Origin of the sequence: Pseudomonas sp. Ag1 (genome assembly GCF_000278565.1) — a bacterium.
Taxonomy (GTDB): domain Bacteria; phylum Pseudomonadota; class Gammaproteobacteria; order Pseudomonadales; family Pseudomonadaceae; genus Aquipseudomonas.
Genome location: NZ_AKVH01000113.1, coordinates 338214 through 354751, shown reverse-complemented (window position 1 = coordinate 354751; position 16538 = coordinate 338214). Strand labels below are relative to the sequence as shown.

The 16538-nt window shown below is 60.8% G+C and carries 16 protein-coding genes; 5 read left to right on the top strand and 11 right to left on the bottom strand.

The window, feature by feature from the left end:
- Positions 1–53: 53 nt before the first annotated feature.
- Entirely contained in the window at positions 54–2195 is a 2142-nt protein-coding gene (gene katE, locus A462_RS00230; RefSeq protein WP_003214827.1) for a catalase HPII, read from the bottom strand.
- Between the two features lie 268 nt (positions 2196–2463).
- Here katE and A462_RS00235 point away from each other — a divergent pair, with 268 nt between their 5' ends.
- From A462_RS00235 to A462_RS00245, 3 genes are read left to right on the top strand one after another with little or no spacing between them, the layout of a single operon-like run.
- Positions 2464–3471: a methionine ABC transporter ATP-binding protein gene (locus tag A462_RS00235; protein ID WP_003214829.1), complete on the top strand. Its 1008-nt coding sequence runs from the start codon at positions 2464–2466 to the stop codon at positions 3469–3471.
- Positions 3471–4145, top strand: a complete 675-nt coding sequence (locus A462_RS00240) for a methionine ABC transporter permease (RefSeq protein ID WP_003214831.1) — start codon at positions 3471–3473, stop codon at positions 4143–4145. Before A462_RS00235 ends, A462_RS00240 begins: the two co-directional genes overlap by 1 nt.
- A gap of 51 nt (positions 4146–4196) precedes the next feature.
- On the top strand, positions 4197–4970 hold the full coding sequence (locus tag A462_RS00245) for a MetQ/NlpA family ABC transporter substrate-binding protein (protein ID WP_008439628.1): 774 nt from the start codon (positions 4197–4199) through the stop codon (positions 4968–4970).
- Between the two features lie 212 nt (positions 4971–5182).
- On the opposite strand, the gene A462_RS00250 is transcribed toward A462_RS00245, so the two are convergent.
- The 5 genes from A462_RS00250 to A462_RS00270 are packed head-to-tail and all read right to left on the bottom strand — an operon-like array spanning position 5183 to position 9100.
- Positions 5183–5818: an SCO family protein gene (locus A462_RS00250; protein WP_008439627.1), complete on the bottom strand. Its 636-nt coding sequence runs from the start codon at positions 5816–5818 to the stop codon at positions 5183–5185.
- Positions 5815–6714 carry a heme o synthase gene (gene cyoE / locus A462_RS00255; protein ID WP_008439626.1) on the bottom strand — a complete coding sequence of 300 codons (900 nt, stop codon included), beginning with the start codon at positions 6712–6714 and terminating at the stop codon, positions 5815–5817. The genes A462_RS00250 and cyoE overlap by 4 nt, the downstream gene beginning before the upstream one ends.
- A complete protein-coding gene (locus A462_RS00260; RefSeq protein ID WP_008439624.1) occupies positions 6702–7781 on the bottom strand; it encodes a COX15/CtaA family protein in 1080 nt (359 codons plus the stop codon). Before A462_RS00260 ends, cyoE begins: the two co-directional genes overlap by 13 nt.
- Before the next feature lie 10 nt (positions 7782–7791).
- Positions 7792–8391, bottom strand: a complete 600-nt coding sequence (locus tag A462_RS00265) for a hypothetical protein (protein ID WP_032899931.1) — start codon at positions 8389–8391, stop codon at positions 7792–7794.
- Positions 8357–9100, bottom strand: a complete 744-nt coding sequence (locus A462_RS00270) for an SURF1 family protein (RefSeq protein WP_008439622.1) — start codon at positions 9098–9100, stop codon at positions 8357–8359. Before A462_RS00270 ends, A462_RS00265 begins: the two co-directional genes overlap by 35 nt.
- An 84-nt stretch (positions 9101–9184) precedes the next feature.
- On the opposite strand from A462_RS00270, the gene A462_RS00275 reads away from it, so the two are divergent.
- Entirely contained in the window at positions 9185–9388 is a 204-nt protein-coding gene (locus A462_RS00275; protein ID WP_003214847.1) for a twin transmembrane helix small protein, read from the top strand.
- A 6-nt stretch (positions 9389–9394) separates the two neighbouring features.
- Here A462_RS00275 and A462_RS00280 read toward each other — a convergent pair whose 3' ends face one another.
- The 4 genes from A462_RS00280 to coxB all read right to left on the bottom strand — a co-directional run bounded on the left by A462_RS00280 (position 9395) and on the right by coxB (position 13786).
- A complete protein-coding gene (locus tag A462_RS00280; protein ID WP_003214849.1) occupies positions 9395–10282 on the bottom strand; it encodes a cytochrome c oxidase subunit 3 in 888 nt (295 codons plus the stop codon).
- Between the two features lie 35 nt (positions 10283–10317).
- Positions 10318–10869 carry a cytochrome c oxidase assembly protein gene (locus A462_RS00285; protein ID WP_008439615.1) on the bottom strand — a complete coding sequence of 184 codons (552 nt, stop codon included), beginning with the start codon at positions 10867–10869 and terminating at the stop codon, positions 10318–10320.
- Positions 10870–11010: 141 nt separating this feature from the next.
- Positions 11011–12600: a cytochrome c oxidase subunit I gene (gene ctaD / locus A462_RS00290; RefSeq protein WP_008439614.1), complete on the bottom strand. Its 1590-nt coding sequence runs from the start codon at positions 12598–12600 to the stop codon at positions 11011–11013.
- A 58-nt stretch (positions 12601–12658) separates the two neighbouring features.
- A complete protein-coding gene (gene coxB, locus A462_RS00295; protein ID WP_003214854.1) occupies positions 12659–13786 on the bottom strand; it encodes a cytochrome c oxidase subunit II in 1128 nt (375 codons plus the stop codon).
- A gap of 369 nt (positions 13787–14155) precedes the next feature.
- Between coxB and A462_RS00300 the strand changes: the two genes are divergently transcribed.
- A complete protein-coding gene (locus tag A462_RS00300) occupies positions 14156–14803 on the top strand; it encodes a hypothetical protein (protein ID WP_003214855.1) in 648 nt (215 codons plus the stop codon).
- A 129-nt stretch (positions 14804–14932) separates the two neighbouring features.
- Here A462_RS00300 and A462_RS00305 read toward each other — a convergent pair whose 3' ends face one another.
- The gene (locus A462_RS00305) at positions 14933–16480 is read right to left on the bottom strand and encodes a SulP family inorganic anion transporter (protein WP_008439613.1); all 1548 of its coding nucleotides are present in this window, start codon (positions 16478–16480) and stop codon (positions 14933–14935) included.
- Between the last annotated feature and the right edge of the window lie 58 nt (positions 16481–16538).

Sequence of the window (16538 nt, the reverse complement as noted above, 5' to 3'; positions counted from 1 at the left end):
CAAATGTGGGAGCGGGCTTGCTCGCGAAGGCGATCTAACAAACGACCAATACCTTAAGCCGGAACAGCTTTAGCCTTCGGCTCCCGATCCCAGACCCGATGCTGGGCAATCGCCGCAAAGAACGCCTTAAACGCCTTCGCGTCGCCGCCCACAATCAAGCCCGCATCCGCCTCAAGCTTCAGCACATCCAGCAACTGCTTCGCCTCACCGGCCAGGGCAATTGCTTTCAAGTGCTTGTAGGCCTCCAGCAGGTAATGCAACGCCACACCATCAGCGCTCAACGCCTGAACCGACTTGGCGCCACCCGGCACAAACACCGCATCGAACGCCACCGAAGGCAAGCCTTCCATGGAAGCATCCACCGGCAGGCTCTTGCCATCCGCCGTCGTTACCGGCGCCGAGGTAGGCCCCAGCAACTTCGCATGCGCACCTGCAGCCTCAAGCGCCTTCTTCAAGGCATCAATCGCCGCACCATCAACACCGTTCGCCGCCAGAATCGCCACCTTGCGGGTCTTAATATCACCCGACAGCAAATTGGCCTGGCTCAACGCTGGCGAGCGTTCCGGAGACGTCTTGCGCTCTGGCACCGTACCTTTAGTCGGTGCTGGCAAGCCCAGGTTCTGCGCCACACGCTTGGCCAGTTCCAAGTCGATGTTGGCGAGGATCTCGTTCACCTGGCGAGCGCGAATAAACTCACGCTCCACCTTGCCCAGTTCAAAGCTGTAGGCGGCGATGATGTGCTCCTGCTCGTGCTTGCTCATGCTGCGGAAAAACAGGCGCGCCTGGGAGAAGTGATCACCGAACGACTCGCTGCGCTCACGGATCTTGTGGGCATCAATACGCTCCGGATACGTCTCAAAACCACCGTCCTGCGCCGCAGGCGGAGTTTCTTTCGGCCAGCCGCCATCAATCGAGTTCGGCTCGTAGGACGCGCGGCCCTTGTCGATGGTGGTGCGGTGCATGGCATCGCGCTGGCCGTTATGGAACGGCGCTACCGGACGGTTGATCGGCAACTCGTGAAAGTTCGGCCCGCCGAGTCGGCTGATCTGCGTATCGGTGTAGGAAAACAGACGGCCTTGCAGCAGCGGGTCATTGGAAAAGTCGATGCCCGGCACGATATGCCCCGGGCAGAACGCCACTTGCTCGGTCTCGGCAAAGTAGTTGTCCGGGTTGCGGTTGAGCACCATCTTGCCCAACGGCGTGATCGGCACCAGCTCTTCGGGGATCAGCTTGGTCGGGTCGAGAATATCGAAGTCGAACTTATGCTCGTCTTCTTCGGCGATGATCTGCACGCCCAATTCCCATTCCGGGTAATCGCCACTTTCAATGGATTCCCACAGGTCACGACGGTGGAAGTCCGTGTCTTTGCCCGCCAGCTTCTGCGCCTCGTCCCACACCAGGGAGCAGGTGCCGACGGTAGGCCGCCAGTGGAATTTGACGAAGTTGGATTTGCCCTCGGCGTTCACCAGGCGGAAGGTGTGCACGCCAAAACCCTGCATGGTTCGCAGGCTTTTCGGGATCGCCCGGTCAGACATGGCCCAGATCACCATGTGCGCCGACTCCGGCTGCAGCGAGACAAAATCCCAGAACGTATCGTGGGCCGAGCCGCCGGTAGGAATCTCGTTGTGGGGCTCAGGTTTTACCGCATGCACGAAGTCAGGAAACTTGATCGCGTCCTGAATGAAAAACACCGGCATGTTGTTGCCCACCAGGTCGAAGTTACCTTCGTCGGTGAAGAACTTCACGGCAAACCCACGCACGTCACGCACGGTATCGCCGGAGCCGCGTGGGCCCTGAACCGTGGAAAAGCGCGCAAATACCGGGGTTTTATGTTCCGGGTTACGCAGGAACCCGGCCTTGGTCAGCGCCGAATGATTTTCATAGGTCTGGAAATAGCCGTGGGCACCGGTGCCCCGGGCATGGACGATGCGTTCCGGGATCCGCTCATGGTCAAAGTGCGTGATTTTTTCACGCATGATGAAGTCTTCCAGCAGCGATGGGCCACGGGAGCCGACCTTCAAGCTGTTCTGGTTATCGGAAACCTTCACACCCTGGTTGGTACGCAGCGCCTGGCCCGTCGCGTCGGAGCGGAATGTTTCCAGGCTTTGCAGCTTGGCGTTGGTGTTGCCACGGTCCAGAGTGTCGGTGCCCGCAAGTTCGCTCTTGGGCGGGGTAACTGGCTTTTTAGTACTCATCAGACAAAAACTCCTCGTTTGCGTAGGCCAGAGCTATCCCCGGCTCTTCTTGAGCAAAACCCCAGGCACGGCACCTGGGAGTTTCGAGTTGCTTATGTAGTGACTGACACGGTTTTGTACCGTTCCTTTTTTATGACCTTTGATCGCGTTATTGCCAAATCGCTGGTCGGATGAGAAATAAATGCTAAGAAACGCTATACGGACAGGCTAAAATGCGCGCCCGGCTAACCGCTGATCCCTTTTTAATGCGCCCCACAAGGTTCGCTACGTGATCGAGTTTCATAACGTCCATAAAACCTACCGGGTCGCCGGTAAGGATATCCCCGCACTGCATCCCACCAACCTGCGCGTCGAAAATGGCCAGGTGTTTGGTCTGATCGGCCATTCCGGTGCGGGAAAAAGTACTTTGCTGCGTCTGATCAACCGCCTGGAGCAACCCAGCGGCGGCCAGATCAAGGTCGATGACGAAGAAGTCACCGCCCTCGACGCCAACGGCCTGCGCCGTTTCCGGCAACAGGTCGGGATGATCTTCCAGCACTTCAACCTGCTGGCATCCAAGACCGTTGCCGACAACGTGGCGCTGCCGCTGACTCTCGCGGGCGAACTTTCCCGCAAGGAAATCGACCTGCGCGTGGCCGAATTGCTGGCGCGGGTCGGCCTGTCCGACCATGCCAAGAAGTACCCGGCGCAGTTGTCTGGCGGCCAGAAGCAGCGCGTCGGCATCGCCCGCGCCCTGGCCACCAAGCCGAAAATCCTGCTGTGCGACGAAGCCACCAGCGCCCTCGACCCGCAGACCACGGCCTCGGTCCTGCAACTGCTGGCCGAGATCAACCGCGAGCTGAAGCTGACTATCGTGCTGATCACTCATGAAATGGACGTGATCCGCCGCGTGTGCGACCACGTGGCCGTGATGGACGCCGGCGTGATCGTCGAGCAAGGCACCGTCGCCGACGTATTCCTGCACCCCAAGCACCCGACCACCAAGCGCTTCGTGCAGGAATCCGAGCAAGTCGACGAAGGCGAACAGCGTGATGACTTCGCCCATGTACCGGGGCGCATCGTGCGCCTGACGTTCCAGGGCGAAGCGACCTACGCGCCGCTGCTGGGTACCGTCGCCCGCGACACGGGTGTGGACTACAGCATCCTCGCCGGTCGTATCGACCGCATCAAAGACATTCCCTACGGGCAACTGACCCTCGCCGTCACCGGCGGTGACATGGAGGCCGCCTTCGCCGCCTTCACCGCGGCAGACGTCCATATGGAGGTGCTGCGCTAATGGAAATCCTCTTGAGCTTTTTCTCGAACATCGACTGGTCGGAAATCCTGCTCGCCACCGGCGACACCATGACCATGCTGTTCGGCTCGCTGCTGTTCACCGTATTGCTGGGCTTGCCGTTGGGCGTGCTGCTGTTCCTGTGCAGCCCGCGTCAGCTGTTCGAACAAAAGAATGTTTATGCGCTGTTGTCGCTGGTGGTGAACATCCTGCGTTCGCTGCCGTTCATTATCCTGTTGATCGTAATGATCCCGTTCACGGTGCTGATCACCGGCACCTCGCTGGGTGTTGCCGGTGCAATTCCACCGCTGGTGGTGGGTGCCACGCCGTTCTTTGCGCGCCTGGTGGAAACCGCGCTGCGTGAAGTGGACCGCGGGATTATCGAAGCGACCCAGGCCATGGGCGCGACCACTCGCCAGATCATTACCAACGCGTTGCTGCCCGAAGCCCGCCCCGGCATCTTCGCGGCGATTACGGTGACGGCGATTACACTGGTTTCCTACACGGCCATGGCCGGTGTAGTGGGTGCCGGTGGCCTGGGTGACTTGGCGATCCGCTTCGGTTATCAGCGCTTCCAGACCGACGTGATGGTGGTCACCGTGGTGCTGCTGCTGATCCTGGTACAAATTCTGCAAACCGTCGGCGACAAGCTGGTGGTGCACTTTTCTCGAAAATAACGGCTATTGCCGGCGTTAAGCCGGCCAATTCCCGAACAAGGAGCTTGTTGAATGAAAAAACTACTGGTTGCTTTCGCCGCCGTTGCCGCGTTCTCCGCCCACGCCGCCGAAACCCTCACCGTGGCCGCGTCCCCGGTGCCGCACGCTGAAATCCTCGAATTCGTGAAGCCGGCTCTGGCCAAGGAAGGCGTGGAACTGCAGGTCAAAGTCTTCACCGACTACGTTCAGCCAAACGTACAGGTAGCCGAAAAGCGCCTGGACGCCAACTTCTTCCAGCACCAGCCGTACCTGGATGAGTTCAACAAAGCCAAGGGCACTCACCTGGTGAGCGTTGGCGCTGTGCACCTGGAGCCTCTGGGCGCCTACTCCAGCAAGTACAAGAAGCTGGAAGACCTGCCAAGCGGCGCCAACGTCGTGATCCCGAACGACGCCACCAACGGCGGCCGTGCGCTGTTGCTGCTGGCCAAGCACAACCTGATCACCCTGAAGGACCCGACCAACATCCTGTCGACCATCAAGGACATCACTGAAAACCCGAAAGGCCTGAAATTCCGCGAACTGGAAGCCGCCACCCTGCCGCGCGTGCTGACCCAGGTCGACCTGGCGCTGATCAACACCAACTACGCCCTGGAAGCCAAGCTGGACCCCTCCAAGGACGCACTGGTGATCGAAGGCAACGACTCGCCTTACGTGAACATCCTGGTGACCCGCGAAGACAACAAGGATTCGGACGCGGTGAAGAAGCTGGTAGCAGCCCTGCACACCCCGGAAGTGAAAGCGTTCATTCTTGAGAAGTACAAAGGCGCGATCCTGCCGGCGTTCTGATCCAAGGCCGAAACCCCGATCGAAAAAGCGGACGCAGAGCGTCCAGTGCGGCATTCCCACGCAAAGCGTGGGAACGATCCAAACCAATGTGGGAGCGGGCTTGCTCGCGAAGGCGGTGGTTCAGTCGATACATCTGTTGACTGACACACCGCCTTCGCGAGCAAGCCCGCTCCCACATTTGATTTGTGTCGCTCAGAAAATGGTCGGCAGGCTTATTTACGCTGCAACAACCCCGGGAACTGCGCTACCAGCTTCTGGTTGTTCAACGGCGCCCGGATAAACCCGCGCTGGGTGCCGTCCGGCCCGATCAGCGCGAGGTTGCCGCTGTGGTCGACGGTGTAGTTGGGCTTGCTGGTGTCTGCCGGAATAAACGGAATGCTCACCGCATTCGAAACCTTCTGCACATCGTCCACACTCGCACCGGTCAGGCCCTCGAACTGTGGATCGAAGTAGCCCAGGTACTGCTTGAGCTGCGCCGGTGTATCGCGGTTCGGGTCAACGCTGACCAAAATCACCTGCAACTTATCCACAACGTCTTTGGGCAGCTCGCTCTTGATCTGCCGCAGTTGGGCGAGAGTGGTCGGACAGATGTCCGGGCAGAAGGTGTAGCCGAAGAACAGCACGCTCCACTTGCCTTTCAGCTCGTTGACCACCACCGGCTGGCCGTCCTGGTTGGTCATGGTCACCGGTGGCAACTGGCGGCTTTGCGGCAGCAGGATGATGCCGGCATCGATCAAGGCCGTCGGGTCGCCCTGGCCTTTGCCACTCAGGACTTTGTTGACGGTCAGGCCCATGATCAACGCGACAATGGCCACCAGAATGAAGACAGTTTTTTGAGTTCGAGTCATAGGTTCAACAATAGGTAATGGTCTACGAGCAGGGCGATAAACAGCGCGAACAAGTACCAGATAGAGTACTTGAAGGTGTTGATCGCCGCGTGCGGCCGACTGCCACGGTACAGCACCCAGGCCCATTGCAGAAAGCGCCCGCCCAGAACCAGTGCGCACACCAGGTACAGCATGCCGCTCATGTGGATGACATAGGGCATCAGGCTGACCGCCAGCAAGGCGAAGGTGTAGAGCAGGATATGCACCTTGGTGTAGTGCTCGCCGTGGGTCACGGGCAGCATCGGGATGTCGGCCTTGGCGTATTCCTCCTTGCGGTGAATCGCCAGGGCCCAGAAGTGCGGCGGGGTCCAGGCGAAGATGATCAGCACCAGCAACAGAGGCTCGGCGCTGACATGGCCGGTGACGGCGACCCAGCCCAGCAACGGCGGCGCTGCGCCGGCGAGGCCGCCGATAACGATGTTCTGCGGCGTCGCACGCTTGAGAAAGCCGGTATAGATCACCGCATAACCCAACAGCGAGGCCAGGGTCAGCCAGGCGGCCAGTGGATTGGTAAACGCCAGCAGCAGCGCCAGCCCGGCAACCGCCAGCACCATCGCAAAAACAAGCGCCGCCACAGGCGATACGCGCCCTTCCGCCAGCGGGCGTTTATGGGTGCGCGCCATCAAAGCATCGATGCGCCGGTCCACCACATGGTTGACCGCCGCCGCGCCGCCGGCACACAGCGCGATCCCCAGGTTGCCGAAAATCAGCACCGGCCACGGTACCCCCGCGCGGGTGGCGAGGAACATGCCCACCAGCGAGGTGATGAGCATCAGCACCACCACTTTTGGCTTGGTCAGCTCCAGATAGTCACGCCAGATCGCCTGGCTGTGACGCTCGCTGATCAAGGTCGCCATGGCATCTCTCCTTTAATGGTCATGAGGCCCGACACGTGTTTACGCGGGCTGAAGCGCCAGCCGAACGGCAACTGATGTCGCACCCGAACCAGGCTGGTGCGGGCGTGGTAATTGACCAGCACCAGCGTCAGCAGCAACGCCGCGCCGCCGGCGTTATGCGCGACCGCAACCGGCAGCGGCAGGTGGAAGTACACGTTACTCAGGCCCAGGCAGAGTTGCGCCGCCAGGGCGATCAGCAACAGGCCCGCCAGGCGGGTCATGCCGACCACCTTGAGCTGCCAGGCCAGGCCCAGCAACACGACAGTGACCAGCAGCGCGCCAATCCGGTGGGTGAGGTGAATCGCCGTGCGCGCATCACTGTCCAGTTGCCCGCCGAGGTAATTGGGGCCGATATGCTGGGTCAGGTGAAAGCCATTGGCGAAATCCGCCGCCGGCCACCATTGCCCGTGACAGGTCGGCAGGTCGATACACGCCACGGCTGCGTAGTTGGAGCTGACCCATCCACCCAGCGCGATCTGGCCGATCACCAGCACCAGCCCGGCCGTGGCCCAATACTGCAAACGCCTGGGCACGATCAGCGCCGGCAATACGCCGGACAATCGCAGCGTCAGCAAGAACAGCAGGCTCAACGTCGCAAACCCGCCCAATAAATGCCCGGTGACCACTTGCGGCCAGAGCTTCAGCGTCACCGTCCACATGCCAAACGCTGCCTGGGCGAACACCACCGCCAACAGGAACAACGGCAGCTTCAACGGCTGGCCCGGATGATGCCGATGGGTCCAGGCGCGCGCCGCCAGCAGCACGATCAACAGCCCGAGGGTGCCGGCGAAGTAACGGTGGGTCATCTCGTTCCAGCCCTTGTCCGCCTCGACCGGCGTGTCCGGGTAATGCAGTTCGGCATGGGCCAGCTGGGCTTCGCTTTTCGGCACGCTGATAAAGCCATAGCAACCCGGCCAGTCCGGGCAACCGAGACCCGCGTGGGTGAGGCGGGTATAGGCGCCCAGCAGCACCACGATCAGGGCCAGCAGGGTGGCAAACAGCGCGAGGCGAAATCCAGGTTTGGCCATGACGGTGTCCTTATCCGATGTTCGACAGTTTCAGCAGCAGGCGCAGGTCGTTGAGCAGGTCCTTGCCCTTGACCCGGGCGTCGTAGCGCAGCACCAGGTTGCCGTGGGGGTCGACGATCCACAGCTGGGCATCGCCGCTGCCTTGGGCGGCGGCGTCTTTGTTGAAGGTCGACAGGTCCAGGGAATAGCGTTGCAGTTGCGGGTATTCGGCCTTGAGTTTGGCGTCATACGCGGTGCTGACCGGCTGCGAACTGGCCAGGGCGTGGCTGGCGCGGGAGGCATCACGGCCCAGGCCGATCTGGAGTTGGCGTGCGAGGTACACCAGTTGCTGGCAGTCGGCGGCGCAGGCGGTGGGCGCGGTGACCAGCAGTTGCCAGCGGTCTTCGTCAGCCTGCACGCCAATGTCGGCACGGGTCTGGCCGTTGCCGATCATCTCGCCGTGGTAGCTGCGGCTGTCCGGCACCCAGAACTGCAATTTGTACATAAAGGTGGCGAGCACCATCGGGCCGACCACCATCAGCAGGATCAGGATCAGTTGCCAGCGGCCCTTGCGCCGATTGGGCGCTGCCGGCGTGTCAGACATGTTGAGTGGATTCATGGCCGCTCCCATGGCGCTTCTCCTTTTTTGTGTTGTGCCATCCGAGGTAGAGGTAAAGGCCGAACAGCGCCACCGCCATGGCGAACCACTGCACGGCATAGCCCAGGTGTTTTTCCGGGCCCATGGCGACCACGGGCCAGCTGGTTTCGAAAGTGCCAGGGCCCGCTTCAGCCCGCACTTCATAGGCGAATCCGCTGCGGCCCAACTCGGTCCACAGCGCTGCGGGATGCAGCGCGGTCAACAATCGTGGCCACTGTGCGCCCGCCGGATCGGCATGCAACTGGAAGGTCTCGCCAGGCGCCACATAGACCCAGGCGTCGAGATTCAACAGTTGTTCGGGAGTGGTGAAAACCGGCGGTGCACGGCGGTCCGGCCAGGGCAGCCAGCCACGATTGAGCAACAGCCACTCGCCGCTGGCCTGATCATGGAAAGGTTGCAGTAGCTCCACACCGACCTTGCCGTCGCGAAAGCGGTTATCCAGCAACACGCTGTGCTCGGCATCGAACTGCCCGCGCAAATGCACACGACGGAACGCCGGATCTTCGGTGGCCTGTAGTTGCGTACTGCTCATGGGCTCGGCAGCGCGGCGCTCGGCGTAAGTGTCCAGCAGCGCCTGTTTTTCGTGACCGCGAGACAGCTGCCAAAAGCCGAGAAATACCAGTAACGGCAGCAGCACGAGTACCACCAGCGTCGGCGCAATACCGGGGCGAAAGGGTTTCATGGCATTGCCGCAGAGGTCGGTGCTGCGCTGGCTATACTGAATCTCATTGCTCGCCCCCTCCAAAAAAGAGCCCCGGAGCCCACCATGCTCAAAGCAGCCATTGCCCTGATGCTGATTGCTACCGTCGTGAGCCTGTTCAGTGGCTTGTTCTTCCTGGTCAAGGACGAGGGCAACTCCAACCGCCTCGTCACTGCCTTGACCGTGCGTGTGGCGCTGGCCGTGATCACCCTGGGGTTGATCACCTGGGGTTTCTTCAGCGGCCAACTGGTATCTCATGCGCCCTGGTGAAACACCTCAAAGCACGTAAACGAAGAAAAACAGCCCGATCCACACCACGTCCACAAAGTGCCAATACCAACTGGCCGCCTCGAACCCGAACTGGTGTTCGTTGTTGAAATGCCCCTTCAGGATGCGCATCAGCATCACAAACAAAATGATCGTGCCGATGGTCACGTGGGCACCGTGGAAGCCGGTGAGCATGAAGAAGGTCGCGCCGTACACGCCGGAACCCAGGGTCAGGCCCAACTCCTTATAGGCATGGATGTATTCCTCGGCCTGGAACCCGAGAAACGCCCAACCCAGCAACACGGTGATCGCCAGCCAGATCTTCAGTGCGCCGCGATGGCCTTTGCGCAAGGCATGGTGGGCGATAGTGATGGTCACGCTGGAGCTGACCAGCAAGATCGTGTTGATCAGCGGCAAGCCCCACGGGCTGATGGTGCCCTTGGGCGCCGGAAACATTTTCGGGTCGGGATTGTTCAGCAGCGGCCAAGCAAATTCGAAGTTCGGCCACAGCATGTGCGCGATGCCCTTGTGGCCTTCGCCCGCCAACCACGGCGCCGACATGTGCCGCACATAAAACAGCGCACCGAAAAACGCGATGAAGAACATCACTTCGGAAAAGATGAACCAGGTCATGCCCCAGCGAAAGGAGCGGTCCATCTGCGAACTGTACAAACCGGCGCGACTTTCCTTGATCACCGCGCCGAACCAGCCAAACATCATGTAGGCCAGCAGCAGGCCACCGACGAAAAAGATCAGCGGGCCGTGGGATTCCGGGCGTGCGGCCTTCAAATCGTTGAACCAGGTCGCCAATCCGAACACCGTGATCAGCATCCCCAACGTAGCAATTATTGGCCATTTGCTTTGCGCTGGTACGTAGTACGTATCATGAGTCGACATGTATTCGTTCTCCTAATCGAGCCCGCAAGCAACGCCTAGCCGCCGGTATGGACAGCCACGGGCGGTTGGCGCGCGGTGATATCGAACAGCGTGTACGCCAGGGTCAAATGCTTCACATCCTTGGGCATGTCGCGGTCGACAATGAAGCGCACCGGCATCTCTATGCGCTGACCTGGCTGTAGCACTTGCTGGGTGAAGCAAAAACACTCGGTCTTGTGGAAGTACATCGCCGCCTCGGCCGGCGAAATGCTCGGCACCGCCTGGGCGGTCATCGGCTTGTCGGTGGGGTTGTAGGCCACGAACAGCATCTCGGTGACTGCGCCGGGATTGACCACCACCTCGTCGGCCTTGGAGTGGAATTCCCAGACCATATCGATGGCATTGGTGGACAGGAACTGCACCCGCACCTGCCGCGTCGGGTCCACCACCTGCTCGCCTTCGTACTGCCCGGCGGTCTTGCCATTGATGCCGAACGCCTTGCACATCACGTCGTAGATCGGCACCAGGGCAAAGCCGAAGGCGAACATCGCCACCACCAGGATCAGCAGGCGCGTGACCAGGCGCTTGATAGGCACGGACTCAAGCATGGCGGCCACCTGCGAATGAATGTTCTGCGAATGGCCTTTCTGTGGGAGCTGGCTTGCCTGCGATGCTGGCAACTCGGTCTTTCAGGTACACCGAAGTGATGCCATCGCAGGCAAGCCAGCTCCCACAGGATAGGGAGGTGTTCATTTGACCTCCGGTGGCGTGGTGAAGGTGTGGTACGGCGCGGGCGAAGGAATGCTCCACTCCAGCCCTTCGGCGCCATCCCACGGCTTGGCCGGCGCAGGCGGGCCGCCACGGATGCACTTGATGACGATGAACAGGAAGAAGATCTGCGTCGCGCCAAAGGTGAAGGCACCGATGGAAGAGACCATGTTGAAGTCGGCGAACTGCAGGTTGTAGTCCGGCACCCGACGCGGCATGCCGGCAAGCCCTACGAAGTGCATCGGGAAGAACGCCATGTTCATCCCCACGAACGACAGCCAGAAGTGCAGCTTGCCCAGGGTTTCGTCGTACATATGGCCGGTCCATTTCGGCAGCCAGTAGTAGGCCGAGGCGAAGATCCCGAAGATCGCCCCAGGCACCAGTACGTAATGGAAGTGCGCCACCACGAAGTAGGTGTCGTGGTACTGGAAATCCGCCGGGGCGATGGCCAGCATCAGCCCGGAGAAACCGCCGATGGTGAACAGAATCACGAAGGCCACCGCGAACAGCATCGGCGTCTCGAAGGTCAGCGAGCCTTGCCACATGGTGCTGACCCAGTTGAACACTTTCACGCCCGTGGGCACCGCGATCAGCAGCGTGGCGTACATGAAGAACAGCTCGCCCACCAGCGGGATGCCCACCACGAACATGTGGTGCGCCCACACGATGAACGACAGGAACGCGATGCTCGCCGTGGCGTACACCATCGAGGTGTAGCCGAACAGCGGCTTGCGCGAGAAGGTCGGGATGATCGAGCTGACGGCACCGAACGCCGGCAGGATCATGATGTACACCTCGGGGTGGCCGAAGAACCAGAACACATGCTGGAACAGCACCGGGTCACCACCACCGGCGGCACTGAAGAAGCTGGTGCCGAAGTGGATGTCCATCAGCATCATGGTCACGCAGCCCGCCAGTACCGGCATCACCGCGATCAGCAGGAAGGCTGTGATCAGCCAGGTCCAGACGAACAGCGGCATTTTCATCAACGTCATGCCGGGGGCGCGCAGGTTGAGGATGGTGGCGACCACGTTGATCGCGCCCATGATCGAACTGATGCCCATCAAGTGGATGGCGAAGATGAAGAAGGTCACGCTTTCCGGCGCGTAGGTGGTGGAGAGCGGGGCGTAGAAGGTCCAGCCGAAGTTCGGCCCGCCGCCGGGCATGAACAGGGTGGAAACCAGCATCAGGAACGCCGCCGGCAACAGCCAGAAACTGAAGTTGTTCATGCGCGGCAGGGCCATGTCGGGCGCGCCGATCATCAACGGGATCATCCAGTTGGCCAGGCCGACAAACGCTGGCATCACCGCACCGAACACCATCACCAGGCCGTGCATGGTGGTCATCTGATTGAAGAACGCCGGCTCGACGATCTGCAAACCCGGCTGGAACAGCTCGGCACGGATCACCATGGCAAACGAGCCACCAAGCAGGAACATGCAGAAGCTGAACCACAGGTACATCGTGCCGATGTCTTTGTGGTTGGTGGTCAGTACCCAACGCATCAGGCCCTTGGCGGGGCCGTGAGCGTGGTCACCGGCATGACCGTGGTCATCGATCACAGCGCTCATGGCCTTTCTCCTGCGAACGAGTGGGCGGGACGGTTCAGGGAATATGCAATGAAGGAAGTCATTTGCTTTCCGCCTGTTTCAGAGCCAGCACGTCTTTAGGTGTGACCATGTCGCCTTTGTTGTTGCCCCAGGCGTTACGTTCATAGGTCACGACCGCCGCGATATCGACTTCCGACAGTTGCTTGCCGAACGCCGCCATGGCGGTGCCGGGCTTGCCGAAGTACACGCGGTGCAGGTGGTCTTCCTTGGGCCCGGTGGCAATCGGCGAGCCCTTGAGCGCCGGGAACATCGGCGGCAGGCCCTGGCCTTCGGCCTGGTGACAGGCGACGCAGGTAGTGTGGTAGATCTTGTCGCCACGGGCCACCAGCTCATCCAGGGTCCATTCCTTGGAGGTCAGCTCCTTGAGCTTGGCGGCCTCTTCCTTACGCTCGCCGAGCCAGGTGTCGTAGTCGGCCTTGGATTTGACCTCCACCACGATCGGCATGAAGCCGTGGTCCTTGCCGCACAGTTCGGCGCACTGGCCGCGATAGATGCCGGGCTTTTCGATGCGGGTCCAGGCCTCGTTGACGAAGCCGGGAATCGCATCACGCTTCACCGCAAACGCCGGCACCCACCAGGAGTGAATCACGTCCGCAGCGGTCACCAGGAAACGCACCTTGGCACCCACCGGCAGCACCAGCGGCTGGTCGACTTCCAACAGGTAATGCTCGCCTTTGACGGCCTGGTTATGGATCTGCTCGGCGGGCGTGGCCAGGTTGCTGAAGAACTCGACATCCTGGCCCAGGTATTTGTAATGCCACTTCCACTGGTAGCCGGTGACCTGGATATCGATATCCGACTCAGTGCTGTCGTAGATGTTGATCAGCGTCTTGGTGGCCGGAATGGCCATCGCCACCAGGATCAGCAAGGGCACCACGGTCCAGAGAATCTCCACCGTCGTACTCTCGTGGAACTTGGCTGCCACCTGTCCCGTGGAGCGCCGGTGAACGATCATCGACCAGAACATCGCGCCAAACACGACGATGCCAATCGCCACACAAATCCAGAAAATGGTCATGTGCAGGTCAAACACGGCGTGACTGACTTCAGTGGCCCCTGGCGCCATATTCGTTGTCCAGGCGGCTTGCGCCTGGCCGAATACTGACCACAACAGGAGGCCCATCCAAACATGTGGATGTCGCGTCATTGCGGGTTCCCCTTATCATTCTTGTTATCCCGCCGGTTTGCACCTGCGGCCAAGGGAGCGGCTTCCATACTGCTTACAACCGCCAGGCCTTGCCTGCTCATGCAGTCGGGCGTCATCAGCTAATTGCGTACAAAATCGAGTATAGACAGCGACCGCCACCCCGCAATGTGATCGGGCAAATGAACGAAAATGAGGAAACGGACCACACAACAGGACCGGTGGCGCGCGTTATCCGACGAACGATGGCAATTTGATATAACGCCAGCGCATAACCATGAAATAATTATGACAAATGCGTCTTAGGCTCTCGTATAAACGAGCTACCTTATGCTCTCCCTATTTCCTACGCCTGCATCACTGGATGCTTTCATGAACACCGCCGCATTGCGCGAGCAGATTTCCCGTGCCCATCAACACGAATCCAGCACTGGCCAGCTTGCTCAGCAGCTGGAAGTCCAGTTACCGCACCTGCACCCGGCGATTTCCGTGCCTGACGTCGACGCCAAGGGCGTGATGACGCGTTTTGTAAGCGCCTACATCGACCAGGTCCCCGATCTGCTGGACGCGGCCAACGATGTCGCCCGCGAAGCCGGTATTGAAAGCCAGATCAAACCGGTGCTGAAAATCGCCGAACATTTCTTCCTGCAGCCGCCGGCGATCCTGGCCGGGCATGAAGGCCTGGACGGTTTGCTGGATGAGGCTTACCTGGCGCATCGCCTGGTGGAAGAGGTCAACGATCTGTATATCAAGCACTTCGGCCAGCCGTTGATTCCGCTGGATACCACTGTGGCGAACGTGATTGCCCACCAATTGATCGGCGAGGCGTTTGCCAATCAGCTGGATGAGGCGGTGCACCACGCGGTGGATGAGATGCTTAACGAGGAGAGTTTTGCGCTGGAGTCGGTCGAAGCCTACCGCGACAAGCTCAAGAGCCCGGACACGGAAGCGGCTTGGAAGCGCTGGCCGTGCCTGTCGCGGCAGTTGGGCGTGGGTCTTGAGCTGGACCAGCCAGCTTAGATTTGCCGGCTTGCAAAGATCCAATGTGGGAGCGGGCTTGCTCGCGAAAGCGGTGTATCAGAAACACATTCAGTGACTGACACTGCGCCTTCGCGAGCAAGCCCGCTACCACATTTTGATCCGGTTTCGTCAGCCAACAGACGGCGCCGAGCCTATTCCGGTCGTCGTTCTTACCCGTCCTTCCAACCTGCGCTTCAACCCCCGCGCCTCGATCATCAGCTTCGAGCCCTTGGCCGCATTGGCCCGACCCCATTCCTCCAATAGCTCAAGGCAGGAGTGGTCGATATAACTCAGGTTACTGAGCGGCACATGCAAGGTGGTCCCGGCGGGTACCGTCGACAGCACCTGGGTCAATGCAGGCACCTTGAGAAAGGTCCCGGCCCCCGTCAATCGCAGCTCCATCTCGCCCTCCTGCGGCAGGTCGATCAGGCTTATCTTCAAGCGTGAGGCCTTGAACGCCAGCTTCACCAGCGTCAACCCGAAGCCCACCAACACACCCGTCAGCAGGTCGGTAAAGATGATCGCCAGCGCCGTCGCCGCGTAGGTAAACATCGGCATTCGCCCGTAGCGCGCCAGGCCACGAAACGCCTTCATGTCCACGAGCTTGATTCCGGTGTACACCAGCACACCCGCCAGGCTTGCCACCGGAATGCTTTGCAGCACACTGGACAGCAACAGCACGAACGCCAGCAGCCACAAGCCGTGGAACATCGCCGACAAACGCGTGGTAGCGCCGGCCTGGACGTTGGCCGAACTGCGCACGATCACACCGGTCATCGGCAGGGCGCCGACCAGGCCACACAGCATGTTGCCCACACCTTGTGCCGACAATTCCTTGTCGAAGTCGGAACGCTGGCCACTGTGCATACGGTCGACTGCCGCCGCCGAAAGCAGCGTTTCAGCGCTGGCGATAAATGCCACGGCGAAGGCCGCGATCAACAGATTGGGATCCGCCAGGTTCAACAGGTCGCTGGGGCGCAGCCAATCGATGGCATCCGCGAGGTTTTCCGGCACCTCCACCCGCTTGACCTGCAACGCCAGCACCAGGCTGGTGACTGTCGCCAAACCCACGCCGAGCAGGGCGCCGGGGACGAAGCGCAGCTTTTGCGGGCGGAACTTGTCCCACAGCCACATCACCATAATCGTCGACAGCCCGAGCAAACCGGCCTGCCAGCCGAGCCCGCCGCCCAATGTGGGGATCGCCTGGATCAGTGCCGCAGGGAAGCCGGCGAGGTTATCCAGCCCCGAGGGCTTTGGCACACCGTCGAGCATCACGTGTACTTGCGACAGGACAATCAGCACCCCGATCCCCGCCAGCATCCCGTACACCACTGCAGGCGCAGTCACGCGGAACCAGCAGCCCAGGCGCAAACGCCCGGCCACCAATTGCAGGAAGCCCGCCAGCAACAGGATCGGCCCGAGCATGGCCATGCCATGCTGGCGAACCAGTTCAAACACCAACACCGCCAAACCTGCCGCCGGACCGCTGACTTGCAACGGCGACCCCGCCAGCCAACCGACCACCAGGCCACCGATGATCCCGGTGATCAAGCCTTTGGCCGGAGGCATTCCGGACGCGATGGCGATCCCCATGCACAGCGGCAGGGCGACCAGAAACACAACCACGGAAGCCAGCAGCTCCCGTGGCAGCACAGCTTTCAATTGAGCAGCACGCATAATGACTCTCCCGAGGCATTCGCCGGGCGTGGCAAGGCCTGGCTGCTCGAATGGCAGC